Raw genomic sequence first — 19263 nt, forward strand, 5'->3', positions numbered from 1 at the left:
ACCGGCCTGGAGAAGTTCGCCGGCACCGAGACGGTGCAGCGCCCGCTGCTCGACGAGTTCGGCGAGCCGGACATCTCCGGGGCCATGGTCAACGTGAAGGAGAAGGTCTACGGCTTCTCGCACTACCACGGCCTGCCCGAGCCGCTCTACGACAAGTTCGCCGCCGAGCCGCTGATGCCCACCTGGGCGCTGGACCTCTACTCCGGCGTCCTCGGCTGGATCCTGCTGGCCCTGGGCGTCCTGCTGCTGGCCGGGGCCCTGCCGCGCCTGGCCCTGCTGGCCAGCGGCCTGGTCTACGTCTCCCTTTCCGTCGGCCTGGTGCTGCTGAACGAGAGCGGCGGGGTGGCCTGGCTGGGCACCCACGTCCTGCTGGTGGCCCTGGCCCTGGCTCTCGTGAAGTACAACCGCTGGGCCGTCGCCGGCGACAAGCTCTAACCCCTTACCGACCCCCGATACCATGACCCAAGACAGCAAGACCAGCCTTCCCGGCGCCCCGCTCGCCCGCCGCGAGTTCGTCAAGAACAGCCTCGTCGCCGCCGGCGGCGTGATGCTCGCCCCCGCCTTCGCGCGGGCCCAGTCCTCGCCCGCCGGCGAGATCAACGTGGCCCTGGTGGGCCTGGGCGTGCAAGGCCGCGTGCTGCTCGACGCCATGCTCAACGTGCCCGGCCTGCGCTTCCGCGCCGTGTGCGACATCTGGGAGTACAGCCGCACCTACGGCCAGCGCAAGCTGGCCAAGGAAGGCTTCGAGGTGAACGCCTACCAGGACATCGAGGACATGCTGGAGAAGGAGAAGGACCTCGACGCGGCCATCGTCGCCACCCCCGACCTCTGGCACGCCCGCCACACCAACCTCTGCCTGAAGGCCGGGCTGCACGTCTACTGCGAGAAGATGATGGCCCGCACGGTGGAGGAGGCCCGCTCCATGGTGCTGACCGCCCGGGAGACCGGCAAGCTGCTGCAGATCGGCCACCAGCGCCGCTCCAACCCCCGCTACCAGCACTGCTACAACAACCTGATAAAGAAGGCCAAGATCCCCGGGCGCATCACCAACCTCAACGGGCAGTGGAACCGGGCGGTCACCCCCGACGTGGGCTGGCCCAAGAAGTACGCCATCGACGAGGCCACGCTCAAGAGGTACGGCTACGCCGACATGCACCAGTTCCGCAACTGGCGCTGGTTCAAGGACCTCTCCGGCGGGCCCATCTCCGACCTGGGCGCCCACCAGATCGACATCTTCAACTGGTTCCTCGACGCCTATCCGAAGTCCGTCTTCGCCTCCGGCGGGGCCGACTACTACCCCTCGCGCGAGTGGTACGACAACGTGATGGTGATCTACGAGTACGACACTTCCTACGGCCCGGTGCGCGCCTTCTACCAGACGCTCACCACCACCTCAGCCGGCGGCGGCTACTGGGAGTACTTCATGGGCGACGAGGGCTCCATCAAGTTCTCGGAGAACCCGAGCCTCTCCAAGATCTACCGCGAGGAGCGGGCCCCCAGCTGGGACAAGTGGATCGACCTGCACTACCTCACCCAGTCCGAGGCCCCGGCCCCGGCCAAGGACGCCAAGGTGGACGTGCGCGAGACGGCGCCCCTGGCCCAGTTCGACATCCCGGTGGCCCTGGACAAGCCGCCGCACCAGCCGCACCTGGAGAACTTCTTCTCCGCGATCAAGGGGGAGGCCAAGCTCAACGCCGACGGGGAGCACTCCTTCAAGAGCGAGGTCGGCATCTTCCGCGTCAACGAGGCGGTGGCGGCGAGGCGCGTGCTCGAGTTCCAGCCCAGCGACTTCGAGGTGTAGAAACAAGGGTGGGACGTCCGCTCCGCGGCCGTCCTGCTGCCCGCGGAGCGGCCAGCCCACCCGTCGCCCGCGGAGCGGCCGACCCACCTGAAACAGATAATCCAAATTACCGAATTATGAAAAAGACATTGCTGACCCTGGCCGCCGTATCCGCGGCCTCGATACTGGCCGCGGCCGACAAGGCCCCCATCGAGCTGGACTACCCGGCTCCCTTCCTCTCCGGCACTCCGGTGCCCATCGTGCTGCCCAATCTGGAGTCTCCCGACGCCCCCCAGCCCACCGTCCTGGCCCCCGCCGGGGTCTCCAACATCGCCTTCGGCAAGGAAGTCACCTCCTCGGACGACTTCCCCATCATCGGCGAGCTCGAGCTGGTGACCGACGGGGACAAGGAGTCGGAGGAAGGCTACTTCGTGGAGCTGGCCCAGGGCCCGCAATGGGTGCAGATCGACCTGGAGAGCACAGCGACGATCTACGGGCTCGGCCTGTGGCACTTCCACACCCAGAAGCGCGCCTACGTGGACGTGGTGGTGCAGCTCTCCGACGACGAGTCGTTCGAGAGCGGCGTGACGACGGTCTTCAACAACGACCACGACAACTCGCTGGGCTTCGGGGCGGGCCGGGACATGGCCTACGTGGAGACCAACAAGGGCAAGCTGATCGGCGCGAAGGAGACGAAGGCCCGCTACGTTCGCCTGTACTCCGACGGCAACACCAGCAACGAGATGAACCACTACGTCGAGGTGGAAGTCTTTGGAGAGTACTAGGGACTTAATTTAAGCTACGTTTAGTCAAAACAAGCCCCGGAGCCGATGGCCCGGGGCTTTAATCTTTTTAAGTATAAACGCTTCTAGTTAATACGCAGTCTTTACATGTATCGAGTCACGCGGCAAAAGGGAAGCATGCGTCTACCCCTCGCTCTTGTTACCCTGTTCTTTGCCGCCTGTATCCAGTTTACGCTTAGCGCCAACTCGCCTCCGAATCGGGTGTTGGTGCGTTCCCCCTTCACTTTAGGGGAGAGCTTTCGCGGGCCAAACGTGACTTTGTTGGAAGGAGACGTATTAAGGCTGGAAGCCGTCGACGCGCATCCTGCCCACTTCACTTACATCGATATCGCGTCGGGAGAGCGTTTTTTAGGGGATCCCAAAGATCCTGCTGCGAAAATGGTTCTGGACTATGAACCGAGCTTGGGGATTGCCATTCTTGCGGTAGGTGACGGCACTTGGATCGCAAGTAACTTGGAGTCGGGAGAGAGCTCTGCTCCGTTTAACCCGGAACTCTCGCTTCGCGAAATCAAGTTGGACCGCAGCGGTGACCGGGCGATTGCGGTGGGCTACGACTACCGGCAAGTCGGACTAACGGTTCGCGCTTTCGATTTGGCGACCGGCGAGGAAGCTTGGGAGTTGCTCTTCCCAAACTCGTCCAATTTTCAGCTCTCGGCTGATCGAAGCGTGATCTGTATGTTTAAAGAGGATACGAGCAACGGCAGCAATCACTTGCAACTCTACGATCCTACGACGAGTGACTTAGTGGCGCAGGTGAACCTGACGGAAAAGGGCGTGCAAGGAAGCGTATCGCTCATACCTGCCTATTCATGGAACGGTCGCTACGCATACGTGCGTCAAAATTCGCCTCCAACAGCATGGCTGGTGGATATTGAACATGAGAAGGCTACTAACCTTGGAATGGCCACGCCATTAGAGAGGAGTCAGGATTCGCTTTATGCTCTCGATATTTTGAATGGAAAATTGCGAATTGTTTCCTTTGAGCGGGCAGAACCTGTTTTTACCCAACCAGCGGATGCGACGCCACCGCCTTTGTTCCTGGGGGCCAGTCGAGAGGCTCTGTACTTCGATTCAGCTACTGATACCTTAAGGAAGGTAAACCTCGAGTCTGGGGAGGCGACTCCGTTTCTGGAGCTTCCCGAAGGGATTGGAACTTTAGTGCGCTTCCAAGTCTCAAAAAGCCTTCGTCATGTTGCTTTGATTGGAGGAGATAATCGTATACATTATATCGATACAGAGACGAGTGCGGTAGATGTCGTCGAGGCGCCTTTTGATCGTATGGGATTTCTGGCATTCGCCTCGGAGGTGGGACAACTTGTATTGGGAGATTTCTATGGCAACTTGGTTTCCTTCCCATACGGCGATTTGACTGGGTTTAAAATGCTAGCCCAAGAAGCTGCTTCATTTGTGGGTACGAGTGATGATGGGAGAATCGTAGCCTTATTTTCAAGTGGACGAATCGAAAGCTACGATGGCCCGAGCCTTGCCTCGATTGGCGAGTGGGGCTTACCTTCCGCGCCGCGAACGCGGTATACCTCCATCGCCTTGGAGGCCTCTCTGGTTGTCGCTGAGCAGCCAGACGCTCTTGCGGTCCTAGACTACGAAACGAGCGAAACCGTATTCGATTACCCATTTGATCCGCAGACAGAAGGGATCTCTGAAGCGACCCTCTCCGCGGATGGAGCATTTCTCGTGATCGAATCCGGAAGCGGGTCGTATCCAGATATTCAATTCAAGCTGGAAGTTATTCGCGTGAACTCTGGCGAATCCGTGTTGGCGATTGCGGAAGGAGCGCAGCGAATTGTGGAGCCTGTATTCTCTGGTGACGGATCTCGGCTATCGTTTTTTCAACTCTTGGAAAACAATCAGTTGGAGATCTCGACTTTCTCGCTGGCTGACGGATCGCTGGTTTCGAAAACGGATCCGCTCATAGGTGGCGGCGGGCTGTTGCTGAAGAGCGACGGGACAGTGGGATATTTTTTGCAGGGGTCGTCCATCAAAAAAGCGCAACTTGATACGGGGCAAGTTTCCGACTTTTTCGATCTGTCGACCATCGTGTTCAGCAGTATTCAGCGCTTTGCGCTTAGCGCCGACGAATCGCTGCTAGCGGTGCTCGCCTACAACCACGATTTCGTGCTCTACGATCTTGCGAACGGACAGCTCATTGCCCAGACGCCAGCGGAATGGGTCTACAATAACGAGTTTATCAGCTACGACTTGGACGGGACCTTCGAGCTATTCCCGGATGCAAGTGGCCTTGTCTTTGGCAATGGGGACGGATCGTTCCGCTTCTGGAAGTTACTGAACCTGCAGCGTGAGGTTTCCGGGACGGCGTTTTGCCCCGAGGGAAGGGTGACGGCACGCTTTCCGGTTGGGGAGGGGAAAGCCTACCGCATCGGGACGAGTGAGGACCTTGAGGTCTGGACGATCCACGATCCCTTCTCTGGCGGCCTAGCTCCAGCGGATGGAATCGAGCTTCGCGAGCTTGCTCCGGTAGAGGCCGGTTTCGCGAGAGCGTGGGAGTACGAGTGAGGGAGCTGAACATTTCGGCTCTTTTCCATAATCACCTTGCTTTGGATATAAGGGGCGCTTCTAACGTTGTTCATGCCTGAAGCCGAGTCGAAGCGTCCACTTTACATTCCATATGCGGGGCCTGTCCTTTTGGAAGTGCCACTTTTGAACAAGGGAAGCGCCTTCACGGCGCGGGAGCGGCGCGAGTTCAATTTGGAGGGGTTGCTTCCCCACTGTATCGAGACTATCGAGGAGCAACGCGACCGCGCCTACCTGCAGTTCAGCGAGCTGACTTCCCGCATGGAAAAGCACATTTACCTGCGCAGCATCCAGGACACGAACGAGACCCTTTACTATTCGTTGCTGACGCATTACCTGGAGGAAATGCTGCCCTTGATCTACACGCCCACGGTGGGCGAGGCTTGTCAGAAGTTTTCCCAGATTTATCGCCGCAAGCGCGGTCTTTTCATCAACTACGAGGACAGGGACAAGATTGACCGTATCCTGCGCAACGCGACGCGCAAACGGGTGAGCGTCATCGTGGTGACGGATGGAGAGCGCATCCTCGGATTGGGCGACCAAGGGATTGGTGGTATGGGGATTCCCATTGGCAAGCTCGCTATCTATTCGGCCTGCGGAGGTATCAGCCCTGCCAATACGCTGCCCATTACCTTGGACGTTGGCTGCGACAACGAGCGTTTGATCAACGACCCCATGTACATGGGCAAGCGTTCGCCTCGCATTCGCGGCGAAGCTTACTTCGAGTTCGTGGACAAGTTTATCAAGGCGATCAAGGATCTTTGGCCTAACGTGTTGCTTCAGTTCGAGGACTTTGCCCAACCCAACGCCATGCCCCTGCTCAAGCGTTACCGTGACGAGCTATGTTGCTTCAACGACGATATTCAAGGCACGGCTGCCGTGACTGCTGGGACGTTGCTTGCCGCCTGCCAGCGTAAGGGTCAGGCCTTGGCCGAGCAACGTATTTGTTTTGTGGGGGCTGGATCTGCTGGATGCGGAATCGCGGAGCACCTAGTGGCCCACATGCAAGCTGAAGGCTTGTCGGCGGAAGAGGCGAAGTCGCGAATCTTCATGGTCGACAAGGACGGGTTGTTGAGCACCGACATGACGGGCTTGCGAGACTTTCAAGAGGAACTTGCTCGGGATTCCGCCGAAGTCAGCGAGTGGCGTGACGATTCGGGAAAGATCCCGTTGATGAAAGTCATCGAACATGCGAAACCAACGGTATTGGTCGGCGTTTCCGGACAGTTTGGCCTGTTCAAGGAAAGCCAGATTCGACTCATGGCCAAACAGGTTTCCAGACCGATCATTTTGCCATTGTCCAATCCCACCACACTGGCGGAGGCCACTCCCCAAGACGTAATCGAATGGACGCAAGGAGAGGCGATCGTTGCCACGGGGAGCCCCTTTGCTCCAGTCGCCTACAAGGGCAGGACCTACCATGTTTCGCAATGTAACAACAGCTACATATTCCCTGGAATAGGCTTGGGCGTACTAGCCAGCAAAGCGAAGCGGGTGACGGAAGGGATGCTCATCGCCGCCAGTCGCACGCTAGCTGACAGCTCTCCGGAAGTGACGAGCGTAGGGGCTCCATTGCTGCCTGCCTTGGATGAAATTCGAAACCTGAGCCGACTGATCGCTCGCCGCGTGGCCAAGCAGGCCATGCAGGATGGTGTTGCTCGGGAAAGGACTGACCTAGCCTTGGAGAAGGCGATTGATAAAGTGTATTGGGAACCGCAATACAGGAGCTACCAGAGGACTTCGCTTTAGCTCGTCCTGTTTCGCCCTTTGCCGCGGCGGTTGCGGCAGCGTTCCGAACAGTAGGTTACGTGGTCCCAGTTTAGCTGCCATTTCTTTCGCCAAGAGAAGGGCCGTTCGCACACGGGGCAAATTTTGGTGGGCAAGTTGATCTTACGGTGGGCCATCGTTTCCTAAGATGTCGCGTTGGCCATGCGAGTGGCTACGGGCTTGATCCCTTTATGGAACTTGAAGAAACCGTGAGTGGCGCTGGGGAAGAGCTCGTTTTCCCACCATGGACGGAACTTTAGGATTTGCAGTCCGCTTTTGGCGAGGCGAGGTTCAATTTCGCTCCATAGATCGTTCCATGGTCCGATCTGCGGTTGGGCGAGCCACAGGGTGTGTAAACCGTACTTTTGCGCCCAGGTTTCAATGGCTTCGCTACTCGGATGGGTGGTGACTTCGACGCAGCAACTTTTTCGCTCGCTCAGGTCTTGCAGGGTGTTGCGAAGGGAGGTTTCGCGGAATACGCGAACGGGTTCCGAGCAAGGAAGTTGGGAGTAATCATTCTGTGGATACATGCCGAGGATGTGGCTTTTTTCGTCGAGTCCTTCGAGGTGAGGTCGCAGGTCTTCGTCGAGCATCAGCAGTCCTTCGCCTTGCTGCAGGCCTTGGGGTGGGGCGGGGCGTTTTTTGTAGGAGGCAGGAATGGCGGGGTGGCTGTCCGGGATGGAGATCGCTTCCGCGGCAAGCCCACCCGCAGGTTGGAAGCGTCCTTGCGTGTAGCGGGTGATGTTGCTCGGGCGAGCCAAGTAGCTTTTACCCTTAGTGTGCAAGCCGGCGACCCACCTCCAGCCCAAGGTGTTGCTTGCGGGGTCTCCGTCCAGCAAATGCTCCAAGAAGAACGCTGCCCCTAGCTGCCAGGGAAGTTTCAGCGTGAAAATCCATATGCTGGCGAACCACATGCGGGCGTGGTTGTGCAGGTATCCGGTTTGTTGCAACTCTTCCGACCACGTATCGAAAGAATCGATACCGGTGGCGCCGTTCCTCGCCTGCTGGTGGGTTTTCGCCTGACTGGCGTCAAGGTTAAGCTCGCTGAGATCTTCGAGATAGTTCGTCCAGAGGGCGGGGCGGTTGTCGAGGTAGCCTTTCCAGTAGATCCGCCAGAAGACCTCCTGCAGGAATTTCTCAGCCTCGTGGTACGGGTGAGATTTTAGGACGGAAGCGACCACTTCGCTCTCCGAGATCGTTCCATTGCGGATGTAGGGGGAAAGCTGCGACACGGAGTTGTGCTTGCCGCTGCCGTAGTCGAAGTTTCGCTCCAGTCGGTAATGCTCGCCGGCGAAGGGAATGAAATGCTCTAGTTTCGCGAGGGCTGAGTCTCGAGTGGGCGGAAACAGCGCGTTTGTTGCCGGAAATTTGGGGCGGGACTGGCTGAGGGGCATTTCGGCTAAGTTTGGACTGCAGTACGCTCACGGGTGGACAACCAACGAGAGCCGAGCTTTGCAGCTCGGCTCGCGGAGTTGATTGCGTTTGGCTTGGTTACGCTTCCGGCACGATGACCTTGTCGATTACGTGGATCACGCCATTGCTGGCCATGATGTCGGTAGCGACGACTTTTGCGCCGCCTACCATCACAGTCCCGCTGTTGACAGCGATCTCAAGCTTGCTGCCGTTCGCGGTGTTTACCGACCCGGATGCAACGTCCTTGGCAAGCACCTTGGCGGGAACGACGTGGTGCGTTAGGATCGCCACGAGCTGGTCCTTGTTTTCTGGCTTCAGAAGAGACTCGAGCGTGCCCTCGGGTAGAGCTGCGAAGGCTTCGTCGGTAGGAGCGAAGACCGTGTAAGGTCCGTCGCCTTGCAGCACGTCGACGAGGTCGGCAGCCTTCACTGCTGCCACAAGGGTTGAGAAATTTTCAGCCGAAGCTGCGACTCCGACGAGGTCTTTACTTGCTTTTTTGCTCTTGTAGCTGCCTGCGTTTGCAAAGCTCAGAGCGAGGGCGCTGGCGAGTGCGACGGCGATCAGTTTCAGTGGTGTCCTAAGTTTCATGGTTTTCCTCTCCGTGATTTGTTTTCTCTAAAAATTCAGTGTGAACTCCCGTTGGCAGAGGGAACGATGTAGGAAATAGGGTGATTGAATAAAAAATGAAACAACAAAAAGTAACAGTGGATCAAGTATGAACAGGAATGATCGATGTAAGTCCGTTTCCTTGGAGCCAGGTTGAGGCATGGCAGGAATCGAAGTTGCAGTGAAGGCGAGACCGGGCGATGCACTCGTTCGAGGGGCCTGCCTGGGCTTTGGATAAAACAGGGACCAAGAAGTGAAGCCGACCTTAGGGCGCTTATTTCTTCTCTGCGTTTTTTCCCGATTGGTCTTCGGGGCGTTCCATTTTGCCCATCTCGCAGGTTGCAGCTGCCGTCTCGCGACCGAGGAGGGGCGCTTTAGGCTTGGAATTGAGTTGGGAACGCAGGATCGCCTTGCCGGTATTGTGCACCACTTGAATCGCTCGGTCGTCCCAAACCTCGAGCATCAAGAAATCCTTTTGGTTGGTGACCTCGAGGGGAGGGAATCCGTGCTTCTCGAGCCATTTCTCCACGGGGGCGATGCCCTCGGGAACGGAAGCGCGAGCGGTGAATATTTTTATGGTGTACCCATCGCGCAACCAATTGAGCACTCGCTCCTTCATCAAGGGGATTGGCTTGCCGATGTGATCAATGCCTTTCCATTTGTGGTACTCGGCCAAGGTGCCATCGAGATCGACACCGATCCACTCCCTGCTTTGCGGTTCTTCCGCCTTGTCGGGAGCTGCGGATTCTGGAGTTGTTTTTCGGTTCCTGAGCCAATTCAGCATTGGAGCCGATCCCAAGCGTATCGAGGACGGGGAGCAATCAAGAAAGCGAAGGTGTTTCGAATCGCGGATTGTCTGCGCGTGGACTTGCTTAGCATTGTAGCTGTATCCGTTGCCTAAGCGGTCAAAGGCGAGAGTTTGATGGAGGGAAGGGAAGAACTTTGCTGTATTGTTGCCGGCTGTGGCGGGCTTTGAAAGCTGGTTTAGAAAGAGTGGAGTCCTTCAGAAGGGAAGGCTCGATGTTGCCTGTCCGTTTGGGGTGGATACGGTTATTCGGTAGAAGGTTGGGGATGGAGGCGGTTGGAGGGTGAGCTCGTAGCGCGTTAGATCGCCAAGGTCCTTAGTCGTAGCGTTCTCGATCGATAGGGGTTCCCAGTCCTGGAGATTTTGACTGCTTTCGAGGATCCAGCTCGCGTCGCTAAGTTCTTTCGCGATTGGGAAGCTAATGGTGTGGGTAGGGGCTTCGGGAAGGTGGTTCGTCAGCTGAGATGAAAAAGGCGACTCGCTTGGAAATAGGGGATGGGTTCCGAAGACGTATTCGGCCAGATTCGAAAGGCCATCTTGGTCGGGGTCGGCGGTGAGGCCTGGATCGGCTGAGAGTTGTTGGAATGAATCGGATGGCGGGGCTGCTGCCGAGCCGAGGAAGTGCTCTGCCCACTTTTGGTAAGTGTCGAGAATAAGCGGTTTTAGGCTGAGGATGGCATTGTTTTCTGAATACGAGAGGCTTGCGTCGAGGGTACGGGACGGATGCTGGCGTGCGTGTTTGGCAAGGTCTTCGATAGGCAGGCCTTGCGCGGCCTGGACGGGCAAGACTCGTGAGAAGGTTCCAGTGATGGCGGAAGCTTGCAGGACTGTGTGTTGTCTATCGGAGGTGAGCGGTTCTGTAACTTGCGCGACGAGGGAACCGGAAAGGTTCGCGTTGCCGGAAATGGTGAGCTGGTCTGCGGAGCCTTCTGTTCCTATCTGCGCCGTAACGCTGCCGCAGCTGCTTTGCTGGAATTGCCCGTCGAGGGTAGTGGTGCCGATGTTTTCGGCGAGCTCGGAAAGAATGAGCGTGCCGCTGTTGTTAAGGGTGTTTTCGGACCCGATTATGTATTCTCCGACCGAATACAGAAAGCCGCTAGCTTCGTTGTTGAGCTGATTGGTTCCGGTTCCGAGCTGGATTTTTCCGTAGATGCGTCCGTGGTTTTCGATCGTGGTATTAATCGAATTCGCGATGATGCCTATTTCGCTGGCGGATGAAATGTCACCGTGATTGGTGAGGATCGCGTTTTGGGCTTGGGAAAGGATCACGCCGGCGTTGGGGCCTGTCCAGCCGGAGATGCTTCCGGAAGTAATTTGCACGGTGATGGTCGTTGCGCTGTCGGCAACGATGCCCGTGGCATTGGTGCCGGTGGCAGAAACGTCGCCGTTTTGGATTATGGATACGCCTGCTTGCTCGGAACTAGCGAAGATACCTGTTGAATTATTTCCGATGCCAGTGATTTTGCCGGTGGATACGATGGAAACGGAGTCGCGAGCGACAGCGTAGATGCCCTGTTGGTTGCCGGCGGCGATTTCGCCGCTTTTGATGAGAATGGAGCCGCCCTCGGCAGTGGCACGGATACCGCCTTGCTCGCCTGCTAGGTAGGTGGTCGAGGTGTCGATGTCGACGGTGCCGGCGGTGGAGAAGCCGATTACAGCGCCGAAGTCGGAGTTGATGGGAGCGCTTTGCTTGATGGTGACGTCACCCTGTGCATTCCCTTCGATACCGACTCCTGGGCGCGTTTGTCCGGTAGTGGAAATTTCGGCACGGGAGTTGATGTCGACGTTGCTGCCGGAGCTTTTTGCGTAGATGGCGAAATCGCCGTCGATGAGGGTGATGGAATCTTGGGCGGAAATGGTGATCTCTCCACTGGCGGTAGCGTGCACGGCGTCGGAGCCGGAGGCCGAGATTTCACCGGAGGTAATGGCGATGCTACCTCCCGTATTTTCGGCGATGATGGCACCTGTTTCTCCGGTGAGCTTGGCTTGAGTGGTGTCGACAACGATATCGCCGCCGCTGGCCTCGAAGAGCAGGTTGGGGCCGGATGAAGCGTAGGCTCCTTCCAGCTTGGCGGCGATCCCGTTGGGAGCCGCTGCGTAGAAGTTGAGCATAGAGCCTTTGTGGCCTATGGCGTCGTAGGCGCCTTTTGTAGTGAAACTGACACTACCGAATTCGGAAGTAGCGTAGATGTTAGCGGTGGTGCCTTGGGCTGGGCCGACGCTGCTGGTCATCTCTCCGTCTATGTTGAAATCGATGTTGCCCGGGGCGGAGGCGAGCAGGGTGCTTTGGATGGAGGAGCTGAGGTGGGGGCTGTTTTCGGTGGCGTGGATGGATACATCGCCGCTAGGAGCGTCGGCGATGAGGGCATGGGTTCCGGTGGCGGTAATGTCGCCGGTAAGGGTCGCGTTGCCTTCGACGGTGAGGGAGCCGCCCGCTTCGACGTTGACGGTTGCCAAGGTGGCGTCTCCGCGTACGGCGAGCGGGGCGTAGAGGTCAAGCTGGCCTCGTGAGTCGAGGGAGCCGACTTGGACGTTGCCGGTTTCGAGGGCGACGAATTCGCCGGCGGGGATGGTTGCTGCGGCGTCGGCTCGATTGGGCGGTAGGTCCCAGCGGGCTCCGATGGAGTCGTACCAATTGCTGCGTCCGGATGCGACGCTTTGCCAAGAGGAGGTTTCGAGGTCGTTGTCGAAGGTGTATTTGTTGCCGGAGGGGGGAACTTGAGGTTCGCCGATAGTGGCGAGGCAGTAGGCTGACTTCGATTCGTTGTTGTCGATGTAGCCGACGGAGAAGAGGAGGCGATCGTCGGCAGTCCACCAATTTTGGCCGTTGCCGTCCTCGCTGCCGGAAAAACCGGCGTCGAGCGGAGGGAGGTAGAGCGTGCCGGCGGGACCGTAGTCATGTCCGTCGGCGACGAAGTTTGCGCGTTGGAAAGCGTATTGGCCGAGGCTGCGGGTGATGACTTCGGTGAAGGCTCCTTCGTCGTCTTGAGCGTAGATGGAGGCAGCGACGCTTTTGCGGTCGTCCTTGATCACCACGTAGAGGGCGATGCGGCCGGAAGCGGAAAGGCTGAGTTCCTGCAATTCGAGGCTAGGGACGGCGATGTCCTCGGGCAGGGGCAGCATTGAGTGGAAGTAGCCGATGAGGTGGGTGTCGGTTCCGTCCCATTTAAAGAAACCGATGTCTCCGTAGGGTGGTTCTTGCACGTTCCACCTGACCTCGGCCGCAAAGTAGACGTTGCCCGCTGCATCGAGAAGCGGCGTCATGCTGTGGGTACCGGAGCCGGCGGTGAGCGCTCCAAGGTTGAGTTCGCCAGCGTTCGCGGTTTCCAGAGGAGCGAAGTCTACGGCTATGAGCTCGGGGACTTGGTCGGGGTGCTGGAACCAGATTGAGTTGGCGGAGCCGGAGCCTCGCGAGTCGGGGGCGTCTACGACGGCGCGGAAGGCGAGCTGTCCGATGTCGTTGCAGCCAAGGTGGATGTTTCCGGAGAGGTCGCGGAAGGTGCCGCCGCTGGGCAGGCGAGGCGTATCTGGGTAGCTGCCGCTGTCGCGCACGATCATCTGCAGGTTTCCCGCCCCGTCTTCGGTGAAGAGGGCGTGGTCGTTGAGAAAGTCGATCGATTCGCCTTCGAAGCGGGCGGTGAAGAATATTTGCCCGGACGGAGTGTGGGCGATGTTGCTGAAGCTGCGGAAGGTGACGCCCTCGAGGCCGGGGACGGCGCCGCGGTAGAGGGGGAAGCTTTGCTCGTTTCCCTCTGGCGTTATCTTGGCGAGGTTTGCGTAGGAGATGCCTTCGACATTGTGGATGATGGAGGTGCCATTGAAGGCAGCAGTCTCGAGACCGGCGCTTTCCTTGAGGCGAGCGAGCGTTCCCCCGGAGAGTTTGAAGACGGAGCCGACCTGGGGATCTTCCGCTGAGTATTTGCCTTGGAAGATGATGTCGCCTGCGTCGGTCGGGTAGAAGGGCTCGTAAGTGAGCGGCTCGAGTCCCTGCAGGTCGTCGCGCAGGAGGACTTGGGCGGAGTTGGGGCCGGTGAGTTCGACGAGCATGCTGCCGGCTACAGGGAGGTCGCCGGAGTCGTCGAAGAATCCAGCTTTCGTGTAGAAGGTGCCGTTGCGGTTGGCTTTTGGGTAGCTGTAGCCGGTGATTTCGGCGGGGCCGGCTCCGCTCACCGCCGCGTCCTCAGTAAGGAGTATCTGGACGTTCACTTGAGCCTGAACCTGCGGGAGGAGGAAGCTGGCGAGGAAAGCGGAGAGGAGCGTTGTGCGGCGTTTCATGGCGTAGCGAGCGGGTACGTAGGAGGAGGGGCAAGGTCCGAGACGACTTCGCTAACCTAAGGAGTCGGAACTTTGCGGCAAGGCTCGATATTCCCGTCAATGACTGCAAATAGGCTTTGCCCTGAGGTCTTGGTAGCCTCGCTGGGATCGCTTCTGAGCGGGTCTCAAGCGATGGCAGATAGCTCTGTAAGAACTATTTGGATACGTTGATCTAGGGGGCCGTGGAGCTCGACGGGCTGGATTTCGTATCTTTTGAGCATTGCTTGGAAGCAGTTGTGAAGCTTGCTGCGTTCCTCTGGGCCGACGCGTTGGCCGGGGTCGTCCTCCCAGGGGATGTCGGGCATGCAGAAGAAATAGCGCGTGTAGTCTCGCTTCAGGAAACGTTCGTCTACCCAGGGAATGTGCGTGTCGAAGTAGTGCTCCGCGTAAAGGATGGAGGAGAGCAGGTTGGTGTCGTGCAGGACGAAGCGCTTGGCCTCAGCGGCCGCTTCGTCTTCGCCTTTCAATTGGCCTCGGGCAATGGGATCGAGGTCGCGGGCCTCCAGGGGGCGTTGGACGAGGTCGACGTATTCGCGCACGTATTCGGCGGAAAACGGTTCCCCGAGTTCCTCGGCGATCGCCCGAATGAGGGAAGTCTTGCCGGTGCATTCCGCTCCGGTGAAAACGATGCGCGCGGGAGATTTGGACTCAGCGTTCACGGGCTGCGATTTCCTTTCTCCAGCTGGTGTAGCCCAGCACCGCCAGAGCGGTGAAAACGAGGAACATGGCGACCGCGACCCAATAGCCTTGGCTGCCCCAGAGCGCAACGAAGGCGAGGTCGGCGACAATCCAGGCCAGCCAGTTTTCGATGTACTTGCGGCTGAGCATCCATTGGGCGAGGAAGGAGAGGGTGGTGGCGAAGGCATCGAGGTAGGGGGAGGCCCCTTCGGTGTAGCGCGAAAGCAGGACGCCGATCGCGAGCGTGCCGCCCAGTCCGATCGCGATGGCGCAGGCCAGCGGAGCGCCCCTTAGGCGACTGATGCGCAATTCGCTTGCCGCCCTTTGCCCTGCTTGGCTCGTGGCCCGGCTCCATTGCCGCCAGCCGTAGAGCGAGATGGGGATGAAGCAGGCGTTCAAGGCCATGGCGGCGTAGAGTCCGGCGGAAAAGCTGAGGTAGGCGTACAGCCCGTAGCAAAGGACGTAGAAGGGCCAGGCCAGGACCTTTTCCTTGATGCTCAGGTAGACGCCGGCGAGGCCGGTTGCGGTGCCAAGCCATTCCACGAGAGAGGTTTGCTGGATTTGTTCGATGAAAAGGTCCATTGGGAGCCTAGCTTTCAAAACCAAGTTCGGGCGGCCTGTCGATACTTGCTGCGCTCTGAAAGAGGGCCGCTCGACCCTGTGGCCCGTATGGAAGGGATGCTTCGGAAAGCTGCGGGTTTCAGTTTCTGTTGAAAACGAGTCTCAAGAACAGGCTTGACCTCCTTATGGCTTGGCCTATCGCTAACGCACTTGCGACTCATTCTCATAAAAATCCATTTATATCTCGGGCTGGTTGGCGGCGCTCTTTTGAGCGTGGTAGCGATCACGGGAGCGCTCTATGCCTATGAGCCTCAATTGAGGCAGTGGTGGAGCGAGGAGGTGGAGGCGTGGGAACCTGCTACGGCGCTCGGCCCTCGCGAGTTGAGCGAGACGATTCGTTCTTGGGGATGGGAAGGCGAGGCCACGGCCTTTCGATGGCCGGAGAGCGCCAAGGCGCCGGTGTGGGTTATTTGGCGAGAGGAATCGGGCGCCCGGCAGGACTTCATGTTGGACGCGCTCACGGGGCGGCGTTTGCCTCGAGCGGAGCAGGCCCGAGCGTTTTTCCACGGCGTTCTGTCCATTCATCGAACTCTCACGCTAGGCGAGGCTGGTACGAAGATCGTGGGAGCATCCGCCGCGTCGTTGCTTGTGCTGACCTTGAGCGGATTGTTTATCGCGGTGCGTCGTTGGCGTGACGCGAAGCGAGTTTGGATACCCGCGAAGAGCGAGGCTCGCGCTAAGGCGCCGCGAGTGCGGTGGCGCTTTCTGCATCGCATGGTGGGAGCGTGGGCGACGCCTTGGCTTTTGCTGATGCCCTTGACGGGAATGGTTTGGAGCTTCGACGCCTATGCGGACTTTTTGAAGCGTCTGGGTGGGCCGAGCCGATTCCCGAGCTATCCGAGCCTGTCGTCGAGTGTCGGGGCGGAGAGCGTGGCCTGGGACGAAATTTGGCAGCGTTGCTTGGAGAAGGTGCCAAGCCAGACGACGATGCGACTTATGATGCCGACGAAGCCCGGGCAACCGGTCCGCTTCGAATGGAGTCCGGAGGACGTTGCTTCCTTTGCCATGCGGTCGAAGCTTTTCTTGGATCCAGCATCTGGATACGTGCTTGATGAGCACCCGTGGGAGGAATTCAGCTCAGGAGAGCAGCTGGTGCGCTGGGCGTATCCGCTGCACACGGGACGCATCGCTGGAGTGGCGGGGCAGACTGTGGCCTTTTTCGGATCACTCACGATGCCCTTTTTCTTCGGGACGGGGCTCTACCTCTACTTAGCCCGGAAGCGAAAAGCCCGAGCGGCGAAAATTTTAAACTACGAATAATGATGAATAAGCGTAATAACATCAAAGCGACTTACTCGGTTGCGCTCGCGGCCTTGGGAGCAATCTCTCTCACGGCTCAGGAGGAACTCGGCGCTGCCCATGAGCTCGACGCCTTTACGGTGACGACTGCGACTCGGGTGGAGAAGCAGATTAGCTCGATTCCGCAAAGCGTTTCGATCGTATCCGAGCAGTCCCTACAGGACCAGCTTTCGATTTCGAGTGATTTGATTTCCGCTCTTTCCCAGATGGCGCCTAGCTACTCTCCGAGTCGCGGCAAGATGACGGGAGCCGGCGAAACCTTCCGCGGTCGCAGCCCGCTTTTCATGATCGATGGCGTGCCGCAATCCAATCCCTTGCGTGATGGAAGTCGCGATGGCTACACGATCGATCCTGCGATGATCGAGCGAGTCGAACTGGTGCACGGCGCTTCCGCGGCTCAAGGAATGGGAGCGACTGGAGGTATCATCAACTACGTGACCAAGCGAGCTCCGGCGGTAGATGGCTTGCGACAGTGGGCTGAGTTCGGCGTCAATACCAGCGAAGAGCTCGAGTCAGCCGGTGTCGGCTATCGTTCCGCTTACGGAGTGGGATATCGCGAGGGAGCGGTTGGCTTTGTCGGAGGTGTGACTTACGAGTGGCGCCCGATGTCATTCGATGCGGATGGAAATCTGGTGGGCATCGACAATACTCAAGGCGATACCATGAACTCCAGCACTTTGGACTTGTATGGAAAAGTCACCTACAACCTAGACGCGGACCAGGAGCTTCGGGTCATGGTGAACAAGTTTAAGATGAAGCAGGATCTTGAATACGTGCAGGTGGCGGGTGACAGCTCCGAAGGAATTCCAACCACTTCGATCAAGGGAGAGACTCCAGGAAAGGCCACGCAGAACGACGTTGAAACCATTTCGGCGAGCTACCGGCACAATGACCTCGGGGGCGGAAAGCTCTCGGTTGACTTGTTCGCCAACGATTTTGCCGCAACCTACGGGGGCGGCACCTTTGGAACCTTCCGCTACGAAGGCGAGTTGATCTTCGACCAGTCGGAGAACCAGTCCGACAAGAAGGGCGCGAAGGTGACCTTCGTCCGCGACTTGGACTATCTTGGCGATTTGGGCATGGTGACGGGAATCGATTTCTTCGAAGACACCACGCAGCAGGTCCTGGTGCAGACGGATCGCCAATGGGTTCCCGAGACAAGCTACAAGAGTTGGGCGCCTTACGTGCAGTTTGATCGCCTTGTCGGCGATTTTGTAGTTACTTCCGGAATACGTTTTGAGAACGCCAAGCTCGAGGTCGGAGATTTCACCACGCTCGAATCCTACGGGAGCCAAGATGTCGCTGGAGGCAGCCCCGATTTCGAGGAAGTACTTTTCAATCTAGGCGCGACCTACCGGGTGAACGAGCCTCTGACTGTGTTTGCCAGCTACACGCAAGGTTTTGGCATGGCTGACGTAGGACGCGTTCTGCGTGGCATCAATGTGCCGGACCAGGACGTGGACGATTTTCTCGATCTTGAACCGGTCGTGACCGACAACTACGAACTCGGGGCGCGTTGGGTATCCGAAGGGTGGAGGGCGTCGTTGAGCGCCTATTGGTCGACCTCGGATCTCGGTAGCCGCTTGCAGGCGAACGAGGACGGTATCTACATGGTTCGCCGCGAGAAAACGGAGATCTGGGGCGCTGAAGCGGAGCTGGAACGCTCATTCGGAAAGCGCGACGAGCTGGGCGGCGTTTTTGCATGGGTGGACGGAAAGTCGGATACCGATGGCGACGGATCGGTGGACACGCGTCTTGACGGAGCCAATATTCCACCGGCTCGCTTGAACCTTTACTGGAATCGGAACTGGAGCGAAGGCCTGCGCACGCGCTTGCAGGCATCGAACTATTTCGACAGCGACAGCCGAGGCTTCAGCGGATATACGGTTGTTGACCTACTGCTCTCCCACGAGCTGAAGAAGGGGCTGCTGACAGTCGGTTTCGAGAATGTATTGGATAAGCAATACATCACCTACTATTCCCAGACGGTAGGAAACGACAGTCGCTACTTCGCCGGCCGTGGCAGAACGCTGACTGCCAAGTACTCCTTCGAGTTCTAGGGCCATCAGGCGAAATCTACTTGTTGCAAAGACGTCCGGGAATAGCCGGGCGTCTTTTTTTGGATACGGCGGGCGCTCTGCTTCGCAGGGTAAATGACATTTACGGGATCAAGCTCGCGCAGAGGCGAGGACGTTAAGCGGGGTGGCGGAATTGTTAAGGTAGGGCTGAGCTCCGCCGTAAAGATTGTGCGGGTGCTAGGTCATCGCCGTTCTCTGGGTTTCCTGGTGGCATCGGAAGGCTGTTGACAGCTGTCCAAGCTGCTCCATCAGAGCGGCTTGAGAGGATTGGGCCTTGCCAGCAAAGATTGACGAATGAGCCTGCGGAAGCGGACCGGCGGCTGTTTACTGCGCAGCGAAGTGACGCATGCGTAACGGCTTGGTATTGACAAGGTCAGCGCGAAGTCTACTCCGGAAAGCATCCTTAGGGGCGACCTGGCATGGGTCTGAGATGCTTCCTTGCTGGCGGTGAAAGCTGTCGGCGCAGACGCGGTCCCTTAGAACCTGATCCGGTTGATACCGGCGTAGGAAAAGGTAAGAGCCGATCTCGAACGTGAGGGCGACTCGCTT

At 58.4% G+C, this 19263-nt stretch carries 13 protein-coding genes, 1 pseudogene and 1 riboswitch; of the genes and pseudogenes, 7 read left to right on the plus strand and 7 right to left on the minus strand.

Features of this window, described 5'->3' with window-relative positions; genetic code table 11:
• The 5 genes and pseudogenes from IEN85_RS18775 to IEN85_RS18795 all read left to right on the plus strand — a co-directional run.
• A pseudogene (locus IEN85_RS18775) lies at positions 1–435 on the plus strand (hypothetical protein); the annotation flags it as partial.
• Positions 436–457: 22 nt separating this feature from the next.
• Complete coding sequence (locus IEN85_RS18780) at positions 458–1801, plus strand: Gfo/Idh/MocA family protein (RefSeq protein WP_191618541.1); 1344 nt, start codon at positions 458–460, stop codon at positions 1799–1801.
• 8 nt (positions 1802–1809) lie between these two features.
• Positions 1810–2565: a discoidin domain-containing protein gene (locus IEN85_RS18785; RefSeq protein WP_224772724.1), complete on the plus strand. Its 756-nt coding sequence runs from the start codon at positions 1810–1812 to the stop codon at positions 2563–2565.
• Positions 2566–2700: 135 nt separating this feature from the next.
• Positions 2701–5115 (plus strand): WD40 repeat domain-containing protein, encoded by a 2415-nt coding sequence (locus tag IEN85_RS18790; protein WP_191618646.1) that lies wholly within the window; start codon positions 2701–2703, stop codon positions 5113–5115.
• A gap of 72 nt (positions 5116–5187) precedes the next feature.
• Positions 5188–6882, plus strand: coding sequence for an NAD-dependent malic enzyme (locus IEN85_RS18795; protein WP_191618647.1), 1695 nt, complete (start codon positions 5188–5190; stop codon positions 6880–6882).
• Here the strand turns inward: IEN85_RS18795 and IEN85_RS24910 are convergent.
• From IEN85_RS24910 to pnuC, 7 genes are all read right to left on the minus strand, one after another.
• Positions 6879–7037: a DUF2256 domain-containing protein gene (locus IEN85_RS24910; RefSeq protein WP_191618648.1), complete on the minus strand. Its 159-nt coding sequence runs from the start codon at positions 7035–7037 to the stop codon at positions 6879–6881. The genes IEN85_RS18795 and IEN85_RS24910 overlap by 4 nt on opposite strands.
• Before the next feature lie 6 nt (positions 7038–7043).
• On the minus strand, positions 7044–8294 hold the full coding sequence (locus tag IEN85_RS18805) for an FAD-binding domain-containing protein (RefSeq protein WP_191618649.1): 1251 nt from the start codon (positions 8292–8294) through the stop codon (positions 7044–7046).
• A 97-nt stretch (positions 8295–8391) separates the two neighbouring features.
• Positions 8392–8901, minus strand: a complete 510-nt coding sequence (locus IEN85_RS18810) for a fasciclin domain-containing protein (protein ID WP_191618650.1) — start codon at positions 8899–8901, stop codon at positions 8392–8394.
• Between the two features lie 292 nt (positions 8902–9193).
• Positions 9194–9703, minus strand: coding sequence for a hypothetical protein (locus IEN85_RS18815; RefSeq protein ID WP_191618651.1), 510 nt, complete (start codon positions 9701–9703; stop codon positions 9194–9196).
• A 219-nt stretch (positions 9704–9922) separates the two neighbouring features.
• On the minus strand, positions 9923–13999 hold the full coding sequence (locus IEN85_RS18820; RefSeq protein ID WP_191618652.1) for an autotransporter outer membrane beta-barrel domain-containing protein: 4077 nt from the start codon (positions 13997–13999) through the stop codon (positions 9923–9925).
• 164 nt (positions 14000–14163) lie between these two features.
• Positions 14164–14697, minus strand: coding sequence for an AAA family ATPase (locus IEN85_RS18825; protein ID WP_191618653.1), 534 nt, complete (start codon positions 14695–14697; stop codon positions 14164–14166).
• On the minus strand, positions 14687–15298 hold the full coding sequence (gene pnuC / locus IEN85_RS18830; RefSeq protein ID WP_191618654.1) for a nicotinamide riboside transporter PnuC: 612 nt from the start codon (positions 15296–15298) through the stop codon (positions 14687–14689). Before pnuC ends, IEN85_RS18825 begins: the two co-directional genes overlap by 11 nt.
• Positions 15299–15487: 189 nt before the next feature.
• Between pnuC and IEN85_RS18835 the strand changes: the two genes are divergently transcribed.
• The gene (locus IEN85_RS18835) at positions 15488–16597 is read left to right on the plus strand and encodes a PepSY-associated TM helix domain-containing protein (RefSeq protein ID WP_191618655.1); all 1110 of its coding nucleotides are present in this window, start codon (positions 15488–15490) and stop codon (positions 16595–16597) included.
• Positions 16597–18696 (plus strand): TonB-dependent receptor, encoded by a 2100-nt coding sequence (locus IEN85_RS18840; RefSeq protein ID WP_191618656.1) that lies wholly within the window; start codon positions 16597–16599, stop codon positions 18694–18696. Before IEN85_RS18835 ends, IEN85_RS18840 begins: the two co-directional genes overlap by 1 nt.
• Before the next feature lie 413 nt (positions 18697–19109).
• A riboswitch (TPP riboswitch) is annotated at positions 19110–19241 on the plus strand.
• Positions 19242–19263 lie beyond the last annotated feature (22 nt).

It is taken from the genome of Pelagicoccus enzymogenes (genome assembly GCF_014803405.1).
GTDB classification, from domain to species: Bacteria; Verrucomicrobiota; Verrucomicrobiia; order Opitutales; family Opitutaceae; genus Pelagicoccus; species Pelagicoccus enzymogenes.